At 35.4% G+C, this 18,106-nt stretch carries 17 protein-coding genes; 7 read left to right on the top strand and 10 right to left on the bottom strand.

Features of this window, described 5'->3' with window-relative positions:
• Positions 1 to 23: 23 nt before the first annotated feature.
• The 5 genes from BFJ97_RS16525 to BFJ97_RS16505 form a co-directional block, all read right to left on the bottom strand.
• On the bottom strand, positions 24 to 1,055 hold the full coding sequence (locus tag BFJ97_RS16525; RefSeq protein ID WP_068985760.1) for an alpha/beta fold hydrolase: 1,032 nt from the start codon (positions 1,053 to 1,055) through the stop codon (positions 24 to 26).
• Positions 1,056 to 1,093: 38 nt separating this feature from the next.
• On the bottom strand, positions 1,094 to 1,753 hold the full coding sequence (locus tag BFJ97_RS16520; protein ID WP_068985759.1) for a hypothetical protein: 660 nt from the start codon (positions 1,751 to 1,753) through the stop codon (positions 1,094 to 1,096).
• A 3-nt stretch (positions 1,754 to 1,756) separates the two neighbouring features.
• Positions 1,757 to 2,164, bottom strand: a complete 408-nt coding sequence (locus BFJ97_RS16515) for a permease prefix domain 1-containing protein (RefSeq protein ID WP_068985758.1) — start codon at positions 2,162 to 2,164, stop codon at positions 1,757 to 1,759.
• Entirely contained in the window at positions 2,161 to 2,490 is a 330-nt protein-coding gene (locus tag BFJ97_RS16510; protein WP_068985757.1) for a PadR family transcriptional regulator, read from the bottom strand. The genes BFJ97_RS16515 and BFJ97_RS16510 overlap by 4 nt, the downstream gene beginning before the upstream one ends.
• A gap of 163 nt (positions 2,491 to 2,653) precedes the next feature.
• Positions 2,654 to 3,844: a M14 family metallopeptidase gene (locus BFJ97_RS16505; RefSeq protein ID WP_068985756.1), complete on the bottom strand. Its 1,191-nt coding sequence runs from the start codon at positions 3,842 to 3,844 to the stop codon at positions 2,654 to 2,656.
• Between the two features lie 342 nt (positions 3,845 to 4,186).
• On the opposite strand from BFJ97_RS16505, the gene BFJ97_RS16500 reads away from it, so the two are divergent.
• Complete coding sequence (locus tag BFJ97_RS16500; RefSeq protein ID WP_068985755.1) at positions 4,187 to 6,910, top strand: ATP-binding protein; 2,724 nt, start codon at positions 4,187 to 4,189, stop codon at positions 6,908 to 6,910.
• Between the two features lie 180 nt (positions 6,911 to 7,090).
• On the opposite strand, the gene BFJ97_RS16495 is transcribed toward BFJ97_RS16500, so the two are convergent.
• The 3 genes from BFJ97_RS16495 to psiE all read right to left on the bottom strand — a co-directional run bounded on the left by BFJ97_RS16495 (position 7,091) and on the right by psiE (position 10,724).
• Positions 7,091 to 8,236 (bottom strand): SpoIIE family protein phosphatase, encoded by a 1,146-nt coding sequence (locus tag BFJ97_RS16495; RefSeq protein ID WP_068985754.1) that lies wholly within the window; start codon positions 8,234 to 8,236, stop codon positions 7,091 to 7,093.
• A gap of 254 nt (positions 8,237 to 8,490) precedes the next feature.
• A complete protein-coding gene (locus BFJ97_RS16490) occupies positions 8,491 to 9,504 on the bottom strand; it encodes a hypothetical protein (RefSeq protein WP_068985753.1) in 1,014 nt (337 codons plus the stop codon).
• A gap of 767 nt (positions 9,505 to 10,271) precedes the next feature.
• Positions 10,272 to 10,724, bottom strand: a complete 453-nt coding sequence (gene psiE, locus BFJ97_RS16485) for a phosphate-starvation-inducible protein PsiE (protein WP_068985752.1) — start codon at positions 10,722 to 10,724, stop codon at positions 10,272 to 10,274.
• Between the two features lie 221 nt (positions 10,725 to 10,945).
• Here psiE and BFJ97_RS16480 point away from each other — a divergent pair, with 221 nt between their 5' ends.
• A complete protein-coding gene (locus BFJ97_RS16480; protein WP_068985751.1) occupies positions 10,946 to 11,167 on the top strand; it encodes a phosphate-starvation-inducible protein PsiE in 222 nt (73 codons plus the stop codon).
• 233 nt (positions 11,168 to 11,400) lie between these two features.
• Here the strand turns inward: BFJ97_RS16480 and guaC are convergent, their stop codons facing one another.
• Entirely contained in the window at positions 11,401 to 12,384 is a 984-nt protein-coding gene (guaC, locus tag BFJ97_RS16475; RefSeq protein WP_068985750.1) for a GMP reductase, read from the bottom strand.
• 544 nt (positions 12,385 to 12,928) lie between these two features.
• Here guaC and BFJ97_RS16470 point away from each other — a divergent pair.
• Together BFJ97_RS16470 and BFJ97_RS16465 are read left to right on the top strand one after the other, a co-directional pair.
• On the top strand, positions 12,929 to 13,348 hold the full coding sequence (locus tag BFJ97_RS16470; RefSeq protein WP_068985749.1) for a VOC family protein: 420 nt from the start codon (positions 12,929 to 12,931) through the stop codon (positions 13,346 to 13,348).
• A 311-nt stretch (positions 13,349 to 13,659) separates the two neighbouring features.
• Positions 13,660 to 14,034, top strand: coding sequence for a VOC family protein (locus BFJ97_RS16465; RefSeq protein WP_068985748.1), 375 nt, complete (start codon positions 13,660 to 13,662; stop codon positions 14,032 to 14,034).
• 138 nt (positions 14,035 to 14,172) lie between these two features.
• Here BFJ97_RS16465 and BFJ97_RS16460 read toward each other — a convergent pair whose 3' ends face one another.
• Positions 14,173 to 14,919 carry a hypothetical protein gene (locus BFJ97_RS16460; RefSeq protein ID WP_068985747.1) on the bottom strand — a complete coding sequence of 249 codons (747 nt, stop codon included), beginning with the start codon at positions 14,917 to 14,919 and terminating at the stop codon, positions 14,173 to 14,175.
• 277 nt (positions 14,920 to 15,196) lie between these two features.
• Between BFJ97_RS16460 and BFJ97_RS16455 the strand changes: the two genes are divergently transcribed.
• The 3 genes from BFJ97_RS16455 to BFJ97_RS16445 all read left to right on the top strand — a co-directional run bounded on the left by BFJ97_RS16455 (position 15,197) and on the right by BFJ97_RS16445 (position 18,102).
• On the top strand, positions 15,197 to 16,393 hold the full coding sequence (locus BFJ97_RS16455) for an acyl-CoA dehydrogenase family protein (protein ID WP_068985746.1): 1,197 nt from the start codon (positions 15,197 to 15,199) through the stop codon (positions 16,391 to 16,393).
• 3 nt (positions 16,394 to 16,396) lie between these two features.
• Positions 16,397 to 17,266, top strand: a complete 870-nt coding sequence (locus BFJ97_RS16450; protein WP_068985745.1) for a transporter substrate-binding domain-containing protein — start codon at positions 16,397 to 16,399, stop codon at positions 17,264 to 17,266.
• A 128-nt stretch (positions 17,267 to 17,394) separates the two neighbouring features.
• Entirely contained in the window at positions 17,395 to 18,102 is a 708-nt protein-coding gene (locus tag BFJ97_RS16445; protein WP_068985744.1) for an amino acid ABC transporter permease, read from the top strand.
• The last annotated feature ends 4 nt before the right edge of the window (positions 18,103 to 18,106 follow it).

Here is an 18,106-nt window from a genome sequence, read left to right as displayed (position 1 = left end):
GAAATGGTTAATCAACACACCTGTTATTTTATAAAAGTATCGCACATCCATTTATAAAATTTTTCTTTCTCTTCAAATTGCGGATAATGAGCTGATTCCTCAAAGGCAATAAATTCTTTCTTATTGGCTTCAATCATATCAAAGTAATTTTTCGCTGCATTAGATGAAGTTTGATAATCATATTTCCCCATAACAAAATAGCTTGGTAATTCAAGTTTTTTTACTATAGTGGGTAATGGTGTTTTTATTACTTCCTGAAGTAAAGCCTCTTGCGAGTAAGATACCCCATAGTTATAACGGATTACATCTAATAAGTTGTACTCACTACTAAATAACATACCAATGTTATGACCGTCAGGATTTTCAATAAGTCTTGAGGCCCCACCGTATTTCGCAATATAGTTACGTGGAGTAAACGCATCACCATTTTTAATTTGTTCAGTTAACCCTTGCAAATATAAAACGTCCTCTGTATTGCCAGCATTTTGAGCCTGATGAATAACGAAGTTCAAACTATCAATCTCGCTTTCCACAATATCACTCATCTGGCCAATTCCAATGTATGCTTCATATTTTTCAGGGGCTTTGTAGGCAGCCTGTGTTGCAAGATAAGTACCATAAGAATGACCAATTAGTATGACCTTTTCTTTGCCGAGGTGTTCTGATATATAATCCGTCAAAGCTAATAGATCGTCTACCAGTAAGTCTGATGAAAGATTAGAATAGTCCTCGAAAAAATGATATGATTTTCCACTTGCTCTTTGATCGTAATTTACAACCGTAAAATTGTTTTCCAATAAGTCTTGATACTTACTGGCATACGGTATTTCTGAACATCCTGGTCCGCCATGTACAAAAATAATGACCGGATTATTCTTATCTTTGCCACGTATCATTATTTCATGACCGCTACCGTTTATATTCACTTGTTCTAATGAACTTATACTGTTATCACCTTTTATATGCGAAGTCCATGTAGGAAAGATGATTGCTATAATTAGTAATATAATAGTTATTATTCCAAAATAGATTAAAAACTTCCTTATATTTTTCATATATCCCCTTTCTGCTAAATGTGAATTAAAACAAAAATTTAGATCCGTTTAGGTAGAGTTGTTGAATTGTACATTTTTCTTTTATAAACATAAAAGTACATGCTTAGAGGCCACCATAGGACGACGAAAATTGGGTAGATAGCCCATATTACTCCTGGTGAAGAGACAACATTTACGGTAATAAAAAAGATACTGATAAGAATTGTAGAGGTAACGGAAAATGCTACAAATGTTTTTCTTTGTGCATGGTACAAAGCTAAGGGCCACCATATTACTAAAAATGCTGGATAGATCGCCCAAGGATATGGATGAGACAAAATAATATTTAATAAGGAATAATAAATGATGGTAGTTGCGCAGCCTATTAGCGCAATTTTTAAGGTTTTTGCTTTTTCTTCTAAGTACATAAGGAGTGGCCACCAGATGATTGGATAAACCGCATAAATAAACCATAAATAATCGGGTGAATATAAATAATTTTCAATGATAAGAAATGCGATAATCATAGCACTACAAATAAGAGAATATTGTTTATACATTTTTTTAGACATGAAATATAAAGTAATTGGCCATAGCAAAAGCAGTAAACAAGGGTATATAAACCAAATTTTTTGAGGTGAGGTTGTATAATTAACGATGCCTAAAAATATTATAGTCATCAAACTACCAGCAATCGAAAAGCTAATAAGGTTCCTCATGTTTTATTCACTCCATTTCTTACGTGACCAAACGAAGTACATAGAGAGTGGCCACCATAATATTGCGAAGATTGGGTAAATCGCCCAAATTGTCTGTGGTGTATAGTAAAGATTAATAAAAATAAAAAATGCAATAATTAACCCACTGCCCCAAATAGAAAATTCTAAATTAAGTTTGGCCATATTTTTCTTTTTGGGCTCTTTAACGCCTAATTCCTTTTTCAAATCCTCCATATCTCCAAATTCTACGATAGCTTTGTTAATGGCATCCTCTTGCTCTTTCCCTTGATCCAATAAATAAAATACTTTTTCTTCAAGATTTTGAATGATTTCTTGTTTCACCATCTCTGTTTCTTTGTTACGAGGAATATCTTTAAAAAGCTCATCAATATGGTTTTTTATTCTTTTCATTCTAAGCCCTCCATAAATAAGTCGATAATTTCTTTTACTTCCGACCACTCTTTTACTAGCTCGTTTAAATAAGCTTTACCTAAAGGGGTAATACGGTAATACTTTCTTTTGCCTCCATGTGAAACATCGCCATAGTAGGCTTCAATAACTTCCTTTTTTTCTAGACGCTGAAAAACTGCGTACAATGTTGCTTCTTTAATTTGAAAACGATTATTTGTGCGGAGACTTATTTCCTGAGAAATTTCATAACCATAACGATCTTTCTCTAAAATTAGCCTTAAAATAATGGAATCCAAGTGTCCGCGGATGATGTCACTTCGAACCATAAGTCACCTACTTATTTTTATTGCTCTATCTGTCAGAGTAATATTAGCAAACATTACTCTACCTGTCAAAGTAATTTTTGAGCAATAAAAAAATCCCCTTTCACTTCAACGGTGAAAGGAGATTGATGATTTATTGTTAGCTATAGAAATGTCAGTATGTTTATTACATATACAATGCTGCAAGAAAGATCCCTAATACTTCTTCATAGATGTTGTCGAATTGGCTGATTGGAAGCGGATTTGTACCACTACCTAATTCAACGGTAAAGCCAGGTCGACGCCAATCTTGAATAAACCAGTCTTTATAGCCCGCATAACTGCCTGCCGAATTGATCGGCTCATAGCCACTGACTCGACTAAACTCGTTAACAAGAATTTCTGACTCGGGTGGTTCGAGATTTTCAAAGCCCCAATAAATCACTCTTCCTTGTGTATGAAATGCAAGAACTCTTGCAAAATCGCGCTTTTTTGTCAAATCAGCCATAGCAATGGTCTCTGGCTCGGACAAAGGTCGTTCTCCACCATAATCTCTTGGCCCAGGTGTTTTTGGATTGCGTGCGTTCTCTAGCTCCCATTTTGCAGGGAACTGGTCGTTCAAATCGACGCCATGTATATTTGCCTTCCAATTAGAGAAATTGGTGCTACCATTGTTCCAACTAATAAGTTGATCTCTTAATGCTTCGTCATTAGGTGGGCCTTGTATCACTAAGTCGACACCATCGGGATTGACCATCGGAACTATGGAAAGGGTTGTTTGCTGGTAAAGTGGGAATGTAGAAAGACCTCGAATTGTGCTTTGATTGGTGAGAGCGAGTAGGTAGTCATTTAAAAAAGTTAAAATGATCGGAGTTGTAATCCATTCATTCGCATGAAAGGAGCCGTTATAATGAACACGCTTCGTTCCGTTCCCGATTAGAAGCTCTGGAATCTCATGTTTTAAAACAGAATGCCCGACTGCAGAGCTTTGTAGAAATGGATAAGCAACGAGTAGTTTTTTGATTTCGTTCATCATAATGGTGGATGTATAATTTTGCTTACCATTGACGAGCCTCCATGTAATTCGTTGGGGAATGCGAATGGTTTGGCCAATTTGCAAGTGATTTGGATTAAGGGTAGGATTGACCAGCAATATGGCTACTAGTGGGAGATTTCTGCTTTGGGCTATCTGCCAAAACGTATCTCCTTGCTTTATTTGATAATTGTCCGTAACAAAACCTGGGATTCGAATGCGTTGACCGACCCTTAGAAATTGAGGATTAATATTTCGGTTGGAATCAATAATTAGTTGAAGAGGCATTTTAAACACTTCACTGAAATGCCAAAGAGAATCCCCGGGTCTTACAAAAATGTCCACAATTTTTCTCTCCTTACTATCAAATTATACCTCGGCAAAATAGTTCAATATAAAATGTATATGAAGAAAATAAGAGAATTATTAACTTTTAATGGATCATCACCCAAAGTTGTGCATGACATAAACGAATGTCATTTATATAAGTTGATCCCCGTTCCGACTGGGTGCCCATAGGAAAGCGCCCAGTCGGAACGGAAACCAACCACACGTTATGGTGATGAGCGTTAAATATTTCTCGAAAAGAGATTATTATCTCAACCTAAGAGAAAGAAACTTTGTTATTTTTTGATGTACAATTATACTGGAATTAGATTTGTATGATAGGTGAAGGTAGGAAAACAAATGTTAAAAAAATTAAAGCTAGGTATACGAACCAAAATTACGTTAGGCTATATTGTTATCATACTTTGTTTACTTGCATCAGTGATCATCTTAAATAATCAAATTACCTCTCTACAAAAAGAAAGAAATTATATTATAAAGAATAATTCAAATATACATGCTCTAACCAATCGCATTGAAAAATACATTTTAGATATGGAATCGAGCCAGAGGGGCTTTGTTATTACAGGTGAAGTAAGCTATTTAGAGCCCTATTACGAAGCTGATGAAAAGTGGAGATCCGATTTTAATGAACTTTATCAGCTTTTAGAAAATAAACCAACAGAACAACAGAAGTTAAATGAGATAAAGGCGACGATTGAGAATTGGATTACAACATCAGGGGAACCAGCCATTAAATTTAAAAAAGAAAACAATGCAGAAGCGTTATGGGAAATCTATGAAGTAGATGTAGTGCGTAAAGAACTGGAAACAGTACGAAATCAGTTTGAATCACTCCGTTCAGCGGTGGTTGCAACTATGCAAGCCAAAGTAAATGATTTGGACAAGAGGGATAGTATTGTAACACTTACACTGCTTGGCATACTAGTATTTATTTCGGTTGTTGCGATTACCATTGCAAGTAGTATTTCTCGTTCAATCGTAAAAACGTTAACAGAGGTTACACGAACAATAAGAGAAATTGCTGCTTCCAAGAGCAGTCAAAAAGGAAGAATTCATGTTAAAACAAATGATGAAATCAATGCTCTTGCAGGTGCTACAAATGAGTTGTTGGATGCGCTTGAGAGAAGAGAATGGCTACAGTTGAATATTGCAGAAATTGTCACAAAATATCAAGGCATTTCTGCCATTACTAAATTAGCTGAAACCTTCCTTTCAGAAATAGCACAAAAAACGCAGTCTTCCCTTGGCGCATTTTATATTCGTGAATCTATTGATAATAATATACGGTTTGTGAAAAAAGCTACTTTTGCGGATGATAGTGATAGCATTGGAAGCGAAAGCTTTAAATTGGGACAAGGCGTAATTGGACAATGTGCTTTAGAAAAAAGAGTTTTAATATATAACGATATTCCTGAAGACTTTCGTTTAATAGGCACTGGCTTAGGGAAAGTACCGCCAAAAGGTATCTTTATCGTCCCTATTATATTTGAGAATGACGTAATAGCTGTCGTTGAATTAGCCACAATGACTGGCTATAGTGAGCTGCAGCAAGAATTAGTGAAGCAAGTTATCGGAACATTTGGGTTAACCATTAATAGTGTTTTAGGACGCGTGGAAATTGTACGTTTATTAAATGAATCAACAACGATGGCAGAAGAATTACAGGTACAATCTGAAGAATTGCAAATGCGAACAGATGAACTGACAATGATGAATGAACAACTGGAAGAAAGAACAAAAGAGGCCGAGTCAAAGTCGAGAGAACTAGAAAAGGCTAAAAAGGAATTAGAGGAAAGTGCGGAACAACTGTTACTAAATTCAAAGTATAAATCCGAGTTTTTAGCTAATATGTCACATGAATTGCGAACACCACTGAATAGCATATTAATTTTATCTGAAATGTTAGCTGAAAATAGTCAAAATCATATAACAGAAGAGGAAGCTGAATTTGCAAAGGTTATCTATTCTTCTGGTGAAGATCTGCTCGGGTTAATCAATGAAATTTTAGATTTATCGAAAGTGGAGGCAGGCAAGCTGGATATTATTTTTGGTGAAGTGAATATGAGTGAGGTTCCTGTACAAATCGAGCAAACCTTTGTGCCTGTAGCAATGAAAAAAAATCTACAATTCCATATTTCGAAAGCCGAAAATGTAATGGATGTTTTCTATACGGACGAAAAAAGATTCCAGCAAATTGTGAAAAATTTATTATCAAATGCCTTTAAATTTACAGAACAGGGCTCAGTTAATTTAAATATCAAGCAGCTTGATTTAGAACAGTTAACAAATAATATGCAGGATATTAGTACGGACTGGTTAGAAATCAAAGTTTCGGATACAGGTATAGGGATTCCAAGGGACAAGCATCAGCTCATTTTTGAATCGTTCCAACAGGCTGATGGAGCAACTGTACGTAAATATGGTGGTACAGGTCTTGGATTATCCATATGTAAAGAGTTTGCTAAATTACTTGGCGGTTGGGTTTCCTTACAAAGTGAAGAGGGACAAGGTAGTAACTTTACGCTGACAATTCCAAGCTTACCGAATGGACTCGAAGAGAAGAGGTACCTTGAACCGGGGATGTATAAGGTAGCGGCTACTAATGAAATATTTGATTCAGGAGAGGTAAAAGAACAACAGCTACCAGAAATTCAGGAAGTCTCTCAGCGTGAGGTGGAAGTTTTTCAAGGGAAAAATATTTTACTTGTAGACGACGATGATCGTAATATATATGCGTTAAAAACGGCACTTGAAAAACGAGGCATGCATATCTTCGTTGCAAAAGATGGCTTAGAGTGTTTAGCTATTATGCGAGCCAATCATAAAATAGATCTTATTCTTATGGATATAATGATGCCGAATATGGATGGCTATGAAACAATGTCGATTATACGAAAACAAATGAAGCTTACGGATTTACCGATTATTGCTTTAACGGCAAAGGCTATGGAAAGTGATCGAGATAAATCATTGGAAGCTGGTGCTTCAGATTATATAAGTAAGCCATTTAATTTAGATCAATTAGTATCCGTTCTAAAAGTATGGCTAATTGCTAAATGAAGTTTATAAGTATGAATCAATTTCAGCCTTTGGATAAGGAGAAACGACGATTCAAAAATATTATTTCAAAATATAAAGAAATCGTAGGTAATGAAAGAATTTATCAAAAGGTACAATAAGATGGGGGCTGTCGTCTAAGTTTCTTCACAAGTAGCAACTTAGGCGACAGCCCTATTTTATTTAGTTTTTAGCATGTGCTTGAATCATTACTACACACATATCATCTGGTTGATTTTCTTGTTGCTCCTTAGGCAGTAAGTTGTCAATCAGGTGTTGAGAGTAATCCCATTTTGTAGATAGTAGCGTTTGCAATTGCTTCTCAGATTCTATTTCACATGGGCCCATTGCCTCTAACACGCCATCTGTAAATAAAATAATTTGTATATCCTCATTGTATTGAATGAATTGCTTTTGAACGTCGATCTCATCGAAAAAGCCGACTGCACAGCTACCTTGATTTAATGGTACGAGTGTCTTTTCGTCAACAAGAGCATAACCAGAAGGATGACCAGCGTTCACATATTCAACTGTTTTTAGTTGTGTATCTATCACTAAATAAATCGCAGTAAAATAAAAAAGATTTCCGTCTTTTCCGTTTTGTAAAAGTGTCATATAACGGTTTAACTCTTTGATAACTAATTCAGGCTCTACCAATTGTTTAACAGCCTCTCTTAGGACAGAGGAGATAAACATACAAACAAGCGCTGCAGATATACCATGCCCCATCATATCAAGCAAAATGATGGCGTATCGATGATCGTTTATTTTATGCCAATAATACATATCCCCAGCTAAATTAGAGGAAGGAAGATAGGATACGCCTATTTGAATATTATCCTCGTTTATAGGGGCACTCAAAAGGCTTCTTTGTACATGTGTTGCTAAATCTAGTTCGTATTGTATTTTATTTTCTTGTTGAGTATGCCAATCTAATTCAGCCTTCAATCGTAAAGCAACTCGAATTCTAGCAAGAAGCTCGGTTTTATTAATCGGCTTTGTAATATAATCTACACCACCAATATCCAATGCTTCTGCGAGCTTGTTTTTATCTTCTAGAGCTGTGACAAAGATAATTTGAATATCTTTTAATCGTTCATTTTGCTTAATCCGTTTGCAGGCTTCTATACCATCTACTTCAGGCATCATAATATCTAATAAAATTAAATCCACTGAATTTCCTTTTGGATTTGGTGCATCTAGCTGTACATAATCAAAAAGATCATAAGCCGATGTTAGAGAAACACAGTTATCATAACCTGCATTTTTTAATACTTTTTCAATTACAAATAGATTGACCTGATTGTCATCTACAAGAAGAATAGTCATAATTATTTCCCCATATTCTGTTTGAATTCGTGCAGATTATTAAAATGTATTTAAAGAACCATTATACAAAATATTAGAGTTTTACAGTATCTTGAGACTCCTCACCAAAAGTTGTGGATGACATTTTTTAAAATATATACCCTATATATTAGTTGATTGGAATGGAGGCTGGGCGACTTCTTGGGAATCAGCGACAGGGGGAACGAAGGCAAAACCTTCACATCCTGTGATAACACCTTCGATAAAATTTATAGCTATTTTCCGATTTTAGCCTTTTTAAAACCACTATAAATATCAAATGCATTGGCGATGATGGTAATAGCAATGCTTAGAAATAATAGTCGATCTATAGCAACAAAAATTTTAGCAGAGGTTGTTTCGGTAATCGCAGCGATATAAGGTATAGCGGGACGGTGTATGAAATCAGGATGAATAACTATGAGGATAAAAATAATGATTCCTATACATTGAAGAAGCGTATTTGCTACGGCAATTAACATAGTCCATTGACCGGTCTTCATTTTCCATAATGTTAAAGCTACACTTAAAGCTATCCAAAATAAAACGATTGGTGCAAAGGAGAGTAAGACATCTTGATTAAATATAGGCATAACGAATTTCAGGTCGCCTTTATTTTGGGAAGTATAGATTCCTAAAAGGTGATTGGCATTAAAATAGACAAAGGAGAAAATAACGATACCTAACAGACTGAAAATATTTTCATTACGTGAAATAATTTTTTCTTTAGGAATGATTTTAACTTTTGTTAAATCATCAGGTGTCCATTCTGGATGTACTTTTAAAATGGGTATTCGAATATTATTTCCACCAGATCTTTCAATGATAATGAAAGTGACTGTAATCCAGAACAGTACGTATATGATTACTGAAATAATATGCGCGATCGTTAGAGAAATTGTTTTAATAATGGCGGTGAGAAGTGCACCTTCTCCGTTATAAAGCACAATACTTTCGATCATCTGTACAATAACTGTAATAAGAATTGCCCAAGGAATAACTAATTTTATTGTCCTAATATAAGTGTCAAACACTTTGGGACTTATTAAAAATCGTGGTGTGTTTTGATAGCTTGCTGCAACTTCTACAGGATTTCCTAGCTTTTTGAGCACTTCCTTCATATCTGAATCTGAATAATCTTCAGGTAACATATCTTCAATAGTAGATTTTAGTTTTAGACTGGTATCCTCACGTTTATCTTTCCTGATCCTTTTAGTTACTTCATGAATATATGCATCAATCAAATTCATTCTTTCCTTCTCCTTTCAATAATTCATGCAATCCTAAGTCCACTTTTTGAGTTGAGCTATATGTGCCCAACAATATATTTTTGAGCTGTACCTTTGGTTGTATCCCAGCTACTTGTAATCACTTTCCTAATCGCTGAGGCAACCAGAATAGTGTACTCTGTTCACGGTTTCTTCCGACTTGCTCGAGATGCTGAATAACCACCTCAGGTTCCAATACTGTCAACATACAGCACCATTTACGCGTGGTAATATATGTTATTATCAAGACCTGAAATTAATGTGATAAAAATTATGAAAAGAGCGTTCTTAAAATAAATTTAGTGTAGGGTGGAGATGTATATGAAGATCATAGGGAAAATTAGTGAAGGAAGTAGATTTTATAAACTTTGTTGATATCGTGGTTGGTGCTGATCCAGGAAGGATGGATGGTTTAGAGCCGACGAGAGAGCAGTTAAAAACACTTTTTATGCACAATCAAAACAATGAGACTTCATGATTTTGAAATGAGCCTCTTCTCTAAAGAGGCTATCAATGGTGAAATGAAAATTTTTGAATGTGATCACGATGATGTGCAAATAGCGATAGATATTGCAGAGCTATCTTCTCTTGTTATGGGTGTTGTACGGTACAAGCGTTGTTTATGCTCAGTAAAGTGAAAATTAGTGATGAACAATATTTACATGCACTGCATCAAAATCAATTCTTCTTGGTCCTTGATAAAGCACAGCATTTTAGGGAAGCCCCAAAATAGGCATCCCATAAGATTATTATTCTTTTTTCACAAAAAGTGATGAACGTACAGGGCGTTCCAATGGCGTAATATTAATAATAAAATAACTTATAATTAATATTAAAATAATAAGTGAATAAATTAAGGTGTTGATGGGGTGGTCATGCTCTACGATAATTAATCGAATCATGGCTGTAATACCTATATATATAAAGTACCTTAGAGGAAAATGATAATCCTCTTTAAAATATTTAATAATCATCGTGATAAATTCAAAATACAAAAAGAAAATAAGAATATTGGCGAGGAAAAGCTTATAATCACCGTCGCCCTTATTGAAAATTAATATTTTAAGAAATTCGATGAGTTCTTTAAAAAGCAAAAAGGATAGAATGAGCGCTAGAAGCACTAAGCAAACATTCAGAAACAGCTGTAAAGATTTCGGCACGGCCTTTATTAGTTGTAAATATGTTGAGTTTTTTGGATCCATGTAATTCCTCCCATCTTATCTACGTATTGATCGTAAATCCCAGGCTATATTTCTAGAAATCATTTAGTTCATTATGATTTGAATATAACATTATTTCGTAAATATTTTAGTGCGATTTTGTAAAGTTTTGGTATATGTTCTCGAAAGAAAGTTTTCAAAATAATTTAGCTGTATGCTAAAATAGATGTGCATGAATATAAAATTTAAAAGGGGTTTTTAAAATGGCTAAAGCAGCAAAAACAGGAAAAATTACACCAGAGCGTTTAGAAGAGGCGTTAAACGTTCGTGATCGTCTTATTATCGAGTTACTAGTACAAGTACTTGATGAAAAACTTGTAATTGAACGTCCAGTATTACGTGAGCGTGTAGCAAATCTTGTTGACCTTTCTGATCATGATGAAGAATTAAAAGAAACGATTCACGCTGTTATTAACAAGCTGTAATTTTTAGAGAAATGCTACACTTAATTGGTAGCATTTTTTCTTTTGTTAAAAAGGTGCATTTTAAAATAAAGGAACGGTAAGCCAAAAGCCAGAACTGCTCGGGTAGTCCGAAGAACTGATAAACCAAGAACCACAATCACTCTACCCAATATAAAACTCCTACAGAATAGATAACGAAATCCAAAAAACCCCAACAAGAAAGTACTTCATTCTTGTTGGGGTTTCTCTAGTTGTTAGTATACTTTATCTCCATTAAAAATAGAGTTCTTCACAATTACATAATCTACATTTCGAATGGCATCAAGTTTATTGCCACCTGCGTAGGAAATAGATGATTGAAGGTCTTGCTGCATTTCAATTAAAGTGTCTTTGATGCTGCCTTTATGTTCAACATACATCTTTTTACCTTCAACATTTTTGCGTTCACCTTTTTGGAATTCAGATGCAGAGCCAAAGTATTCCTTCACAGTTTTACCGTCGATTTCGATTGTTTCACCAGGTGACTCTTCATGACCTGCAAATAATGATCCAATCATCACCATTGAAGCACCAAAACGAACAGATTTTGCAATATCACCATGTGTACGAATACCACCATCAGCGATAATTGGTTTTGTAGCAGCTTTTGCACACCAACGTAGTGCAGCTAGCTGCCAACCACCTGTACCAAAACCAGTTTTGATTTTAGTAATACATACTTTACCTGGTCCAATACCAACTTTTGTTGCATCTGCACCAGCGTTTTCAAGTTCACGTACTGCTTCAGGTGTACCAACATTTCCAGCAATAACAAAGCTATTTGGTAGATGTTTTTTGATATGTTGAATCATACGAATGACAGCATTTGAATGCCCATGTGCAATGTCGATTGTAATAAATTCAGGCACTAAATGAGCAGCTGCTAATTCTTCAATAAAAGCATATTCTTCTTCTTTTACACCAACACTAATTGAGGCGATTAATCCACGACCATGCATATCTTTGATGAAATCAGCTCGTGTCTCTGGATTAAAACGGTGCATAATATAAAAGTAACCGTTTTCAGCGAGCTTCAAAGCAAGACGTTCGTCGATAATTGTTTGCATGTTTGCCGGTACTACAGGAAGTTTGAATGTATGACCGCCTAAAGTAACAGAAGTATCACATTCAGAACGACTTTCTACAATACATTTTGCGGGAATTAGTTGAATATCTTCATAGTCAAATACGTTATCCATTATATACACTCCTAAAATACGAATATTTTTTAAGATTTGTTTAATATTGTTCGCCTTTTGTAATTTACATGATTTTCGAGTAAATGTCAAAGTTTTTGTCCAAATAAATAAAAAATTAGTAGGCTGGAATGGGAAGGACCTCTTTTTTTATCCACCTTTATTAATTGGAAGGCTCAAATTTCTGCTACGGGTTATTGCTTTGGTGCTGACGCTTCGCTTTCGCACAGATAAACCATTTGGTGCTGACGCTTCGCTTTCGCACAGAGCAAGGCTTCCTACGGGCGAGCCTCGAGCCCTACGCTACAATCAGTTAAAAATGATGGGGATATATTAGCAAAATAGCATCGAAAAATCTTTTTATCGCTCAATAATACACCTGTTTTTTTCTAATCAACACGCCTGTTATAGATGAAAAGTAAAAGTTTGATTAAAAAATCTTTTTTTGCAAAACTCTGCACAAAATTAGCTTATCTAAAATTTGTATTATCATTTGCTATCCATGTACAATAGAATTGTTTCAAAAAATGACAAGGGAGTGTTGGAAATGGCAGTAGAAGTATATTTAATTTTTAATGGAAATTGTCGAGAGGCAGTATCGTTTTATGAGAAAGTTTTTGATACGGACAAGGCTGAAATTATGACATTTGGTGATTCACCGCAAAATCCAAATTATCAATTACCAGAAGAAGCCAAAGATCTTGTAATGCATACACGACTTTCGATTTTCGGTAGTACTGTAATGTTTTCAGATACATTTCCAAGCTCACCGTTCACAATCGGTAACAATGTAACGTTAGCTGTTGTCTCAAGTGATGAGGATAAGATGCGAAAAGCTTTTGAGGCTCTTAAAGATGGTGGAAAGGTTACTATGGAGTTGCAAGAAACATTTTGGAGCAAATGTTACGGCTCACTAACTGATAAATTCGGTATTGAATGGCAATTTAGTCATGAGGAAAATAAATAATAACAATGCTAAAAAGCACGATGAATAGGGAACCCCTTTTTTATCGTGCTTTCTTTTTAGTATGTAAAAAGATTTAAATAGCTTTGCGTAAACTCTTAATAATACTTGCGAATTTTTTACTCGTATTTTTTGATAGCTGTAGACTAACCTGGACATCAGCCGAAGCCTCATTACGAATAAGTATTTTGAAATAATAGAGTAGTAACTATATCAATTAATACATCGAAATTCTTCTAAAAACGCTCATTAATATGACATATATAGCTGCATTTTGATGTATACTAATGCTCAAAAGAGGAGGGAATTGCTTCATGATTCGACAAATTGGACAAGTAATGCTGTATGTAAATGATCAGGATACTGCCGTTAAGTTTTGGACAGAAAAAATTGGTTTCGTTGTAGTTGCTGACCAAGAAGAGGCGGGAATGCGCTGGATTGAAATTGCGCCAACTAAAGGAGCTCAAACTTCTTTGGTTTTACACAATAAAGAAATCATTGCCAAAATGCAGCCTGAATTAAATTTAGGGACACCTTCTATTATGTTTTATGCAGATCATATAGAAAATCTATATCAAGATTTCCAAGCAAAAGGTGTTAAAGTAGGCGATTTAGTCATGATGCCAATGGGTAGAGTTTTTAATTTCGCCGATCACGAAAATAATTATTTTGCATTGGTAGAAAAATAAATCATGGTTGTTCTATAAGTAAAAATTTTAAAGGGAATCTGTCCGATTTCGATCGTTTCATGTAGAAGTCGAGCAGATTCTTGCTTTTTATTCTTATAGAAGTGGTAGTTATTTATCCCGCAATAAAGGGTAGTAAGTCTATTTTAAGTCTTCTCCGAAAATCCCCACAGTTTGGCTGTCAATTGTAAATTCATAACCGTTCCATTTTAGAATGTTTTCGACATAACCTAATCGATCAGCATGAAATCTGCCTGCGATCGCTTGATAAGATAAAATCTCATATATTCCGTCACGCTCAAAGTCCACTGGATACAATCCACTGATTGGATCAACCCATCCTTCAATGGGCTGCTTTAGGGTACCATTTTGATTATAAATTTCCGCTAAATAATCCGGTCCCTTGTATTGTAAATCGATGATATATTGCTTTTTAGGATTCATACTACGGACAGCTACTTTGTATTGATCTTGATAATTAACCGTGTACTTTAGTTTATTATTAAATGATTCTGCATCAAAAATTGAACGTATTTTCCCGTTTATTGAGGAGAATATTTCACCGTTGATAATACCTCCACTGCCACCAGTATCGGAAATAGCTAAAATATCATCTAGATGATTGCCGGTAAAGTCACCTAAAAATATAGTTGGATTATAGCCAACGTTTTGTTTGAGCATTATTTTTTCAAATTGTTGTGTATTTCCATAAAAAATAACAAGTGTTAGGTTTTGCCACAATGGGCTATCCGGCGTTTTAGTTCCCATTAAAAGAACTGTTTCGAGATAGCCATCACCATTAATATCTCCAAATTTCGTCTGAATAATCTGAGGAGCCATAGGTGAAATAGCAATATTATTTAAAGATGGATTCATATTATTGGTCATACATACACCTCTTTCTTTAGTTTTAGCATATGTTGTAAATATGGCTTGGTGAGTAAAATGTAGAAATATAAACAACAAATATCATATAAAACCAATAAAAAAACTTATAATAACCCATTGACATTTCCAAATGTGGGAAGTATCATAAGTGTCAACGAATCAGAAAATTCAGTACGAATTATAATCTCGCTACTAAAATGTAGTTAGAGATTTTTTTACAACATTAATTCTTAGTAAGTGTATATGTTTTATACAATTTAGGAAGAAGGAGATTTTCTTGAAGGATTTATTTATTAAAACAAAGCGACAACAGTACTGGCTTGAACAGCTAGCATCTATTTCTGAGCCAATCAAGGCTGAGGCCAAAGAGGTAGACGAACAATCTCGGTTTCCATTCGAAGCACATAAGTTACTTTTGCAAATCGGTTACCCAAAACTAACTTTGCCAAAAGAACATGGTGGTGAAGGTTTATCTGTCTATGATATGGTGCTCGTTCAAGAAACGTTAGCGAGCTATGATGAGAATGCCTCACTCTCACTAGGGTGGACATTAGGTGTTGTAGGTGAACTATATGAGAAAAAGCTATGGACAGATGATTTACTCAATCTCTTTGCGCAAGAAATAAACAACGGCGCAATTATAAATAGAGCCGTGAGTGAAGTGGCAACTGGGAGTCCAACACGTGGAGGGCGACCAGGAACAAACGCGGTCTCTATAGAAGGAGGATGGCTCTTAAATGGACGTAAAATCTTTACGACGGCTTCTCCGGTCCTAGATTATTTCTTAACATCAGCTTGGATTGAGGAAAAAAATAAAATCGGCTTCTTCCTTATTCATAAAGATGTTCAAGGGCTTTCAATCGAAGAAAACTGGGAAATGTCAGCTATGCGAGGTACTAGTAGCCATGATCTAGTTTTAAAGGATGTAATTGTCCCTGTAAGCCATTTGGTAGAATTACCAGGTCATCCAAGCGGTGGTAAGATAAATGGTTGGATTCTACATATCCCAGCAACGTACTTAGGTATTGCACAGGCAGCTCGTGATTATGCACTGCATTTTGCCAATCATCATCAACCAAATAGCTTGAATGCTCCAATTAGTACATTACCAAATGTACAGCAACTTCTAGGCGATATTGAATTGATGCTACATCAGGCACGCTTTGTTCTATATGGAGTAGCTGAGGCTTATGATGACCCAGCTAGGCGTGAGCTTATAACAAATGAAATGGCAGTTGCTAAGCATACGGTAACCAATTTGGCGATTGAAATTGTAGATAAGGCAATGCGTATAGTAGGTGCGAAAAGTTTACAATTAACAAATCCATTGCAGCGCTATTATCGAAATGTTCGTGCGGGGCTTCATAATCCACCTATGGATGATATGACCATTATTAAATTGGCAAATGCCGCAATTGAACAGCAGAAATCGGATGAAATCAATGACGAAACCATAGAGAATAAGGGGAAATGATAGATGTTTAAACAAAAGAAAAAGATTTTTCAATTGGCCGCAATTGGATTGGCTTCACTTGCTATTTTAGCAGGCTGTAATTCAGGCGAGGCTTCAGACAAAGACTCGGAGGATGGCGTGGAAGTACGTACAGTGAAAGTTGCATTTGACCAGGCGTCTAAGCCAATTAGTTATCTGGATGATAAAGGAAATCCAACAGGCTACGATGTGGAAGTCATGAAGCTAGTGGATGAACTATTACCTGAATATAAGTTTGAATATGTAGGGACAACGAGCGACGATTTACTGATTGGTGTAGAGCAAGGGAAATATCAAGTAGGTGTAAAAAACGCATTCTTTACGCAGGAACGTACAGAGAAATTTATTTTCCCTAAAGAATTTTTAGGCTTAAGTAGTGCAGGTTTAGTTTTACGCAAAGAAGATGAAGGTGTGAAAACTTTAGCCGACTTTGCTAAAAAGGGTTATTCATTAGCACCAATTGCTGCGAATAATGCTCAATACACAATTATTGATGAATATAATAAGGCCAACCCTGACAATCAAGTTAAATTACAGGCTGGAGATGCATTCACTGTCGATGTCGTGCAATGGGTAAATGAAAAACGTGTCGATGGTGGTGTCATGATTGAAGGTCCATTTAAACAACAAGTTTTAGCAGAAGATGGCCCATATCATAATTTAAAGGATGAAGTAGTGTACAACGAATTTGCCGTTATTAAAACATGGCCATTGTTCAATAAAAAGGAACAGGAATTTGCAGACGCTTACGATAAAGCGATCACTCAAATTAAAGAACAGAAGAAAACAAATGAATTAAGCACTAAGTTTTACGGCCGAGATTTATTTGAAGTGTTAGAAACTGTGAATCGCTAATAATAATTTCTCTTTACAGTTGGTACTGAATAAAAGGCTGTTGAGTCAGTAAACTCAGCAGTCTTTATTCATACAGAGCATTAAAACTTATGCTATAGTCCAAACATTTAATAAAAGTTGGTGAGGAAATGGAGAAGTATTTTGATGCATCATACATTTGGAACTCAATTCCTGTATTATTGCCGTTTTTAAAAGTTACCTTCTTAGTCGCAGGGTCTTCCATTGTACTAGGCACAATTTTTGGCTTACTTTTAGCGGCTGCCAAGTTAAGTTCAATAAAATTATTACAAAAATTAGCGAACTTATATACAACGATTATGCGTTGTACACCATCGATTGTCTTATTATTCCTCGTCTATTATGGTGTTCCAGCATTAGCGGAAAACTTCAGCATAAATCTCCATTCAATTGAAACAGCCATTTTCGTAGTCGTAACATTTACTTTGCAGTTTGCAGCGATTATGTCAGAGGTTATTCGTTCTGCCTATTTAGCTATTAATAAAGGGCAATTTGAAGCGGCGGTTAGTGTAGGATTAACACCATTTCAGGCATATCGACGTATTATTTTCCCGCAGGCACTCGTTATCGCATTACCGAACTTTGGGAATGGAATGATCGCGTTATTACAAGAGGGCGCGCTTGCTTATACAATCGGCTTAATTGACATTGTCGGAAAAGCAAATTTAATTATCGCAAGTAATATTAATGCACATGCATTAGAAATATATATTGCCTTAGCGATTGTTTACTGGGTGCTGTCGATTATTATAGAAAAGTTCTTTGCTATGCTAGAAAAGTTTTTTGGCAAGGGGAAAAAGACATTAGAAACGACGTAAGGAG

The organism is Lysinibacillus xylanilyticus (assembly GCF_001708185.1).
Classification (GTDB): Bacteria; Bacillota; Bacilli; order Bacillales_A; family Planococcaceae; genus Lysinibacillus; species Lysinibacillus xylanilyticus_A.
The sequence above is the reverse complement of the archived record's forward strand: the minus strand, read 5'-3'. Positions and strand labels throughout refer to the sequence as shown.

Excerpts from the sequence above, each read along its gene's own strand:
- BFJ97_RS16470 (WP_068985749.1), top strand. The coding sequence starts at position 12,929 with ATGGCAGTAGAAGTATATTTAATTTTTAATGGAAATTGTCGAGAGGCA.
- BFJ97_RS16450 (WP_068985745.1), top strand. The coding sequence starts at position 16,397 with ATGTTTAAACAAAAGAAAAAGATTTTTCAATTGGCCGCAATTGGATTG.
- BFJ97_RS16490 (WP_068985753.1), bottom strand. The coding sequence starts at position 9,504 with ATGAATTTGATTGATGCATATATTCATGAAGTAACTAAAAGGATCAGG.
- BFJ97_RS16460 (WP_068985747.1), bottom strand. The coding sequence starts at position 14,919 with ATGACCAATAATATGAATCCATCTTTAAATAATATTGCTATTTCACCT.
- BFJ97_RS16495 (WP_068985754.1), bottom strand. The coding sequence starts at position 8,236 with ATGACTATTCTTCTTGTAGATGACAATCAGGTCAATCTATTTGTAATT.
- BFJ97_RS16510 (WP_068985757.1), bottom strand. The coding sequence starts at position 2,490 with ATGGTTCGAAGTGACATCATCCGCGGACACTTGGATTCCATTATTTTA.
- BFJ97_RS16500 (WP_068985755.1), top strand. The coding sequence starts at position 4,187 with ATGTTAAAAAAATTAAAGCTAGGTATACGAACCAAAATTACGTTAGGC.
- BFJ97_RS16515 (WP_068985758.1), bottom strand. The coding sequence starts at position 2,164 with ATGAAAAGAATAAAAAACCATATTGATGAGCTTTTTAAAGATATTCCT.
- psiE (WP_068985752.1), bottom strand. The coding sequence starts at position 10,724 with ATGGATCCAAAAAACTCAACATATTTACAACTAATAAAGGCCGTGCCG.
- guaC (WP_068985750.1), bottom strand. The coding sequence starts at position 12,384 with ATGGATAACGTATTTGACTATGAAGATATTCAACTAATTCCCGCAAAA.
- BFJ97_RS16465 (WP_068985748.1), top strand. The coding sequence starts at position 13,660 with ATGATTCGACAAATTGGACAAGTAATGCTGTATGTAAATGATCAGGAT.
- BFJ97_RS16480 (WP_068985751.1), top strand. The coding sequence starts at position 10,946 with ATGGCTAAAGCAGCAAAAACAGGAAAAATTACACCAGAGCGTTTAGAA.
- BFJ97_RS16525 (WP_068985760.1), bottom strand. The coding sequence starts at position 1,055 with ATGAAAAATATAAGGAAGTTTTTAATCTATTTTGGAATAATAACTATT.
- BFJ97_RS16445 (WP_068985744.1), top strand. The coding sequence starts at position 17,395 with ATGGAGAAGTATTTTGATGCATCATACATTTGGAACTCAATTCCTGTA.
- BFJ97_RS16520 (WP_068985759.1), bottom strand. The coding sequence starts at position 1,753 with ATGAGGAACCTTATTAGCTTTTCGATTGCTGGTAGTTTGATGACTATA.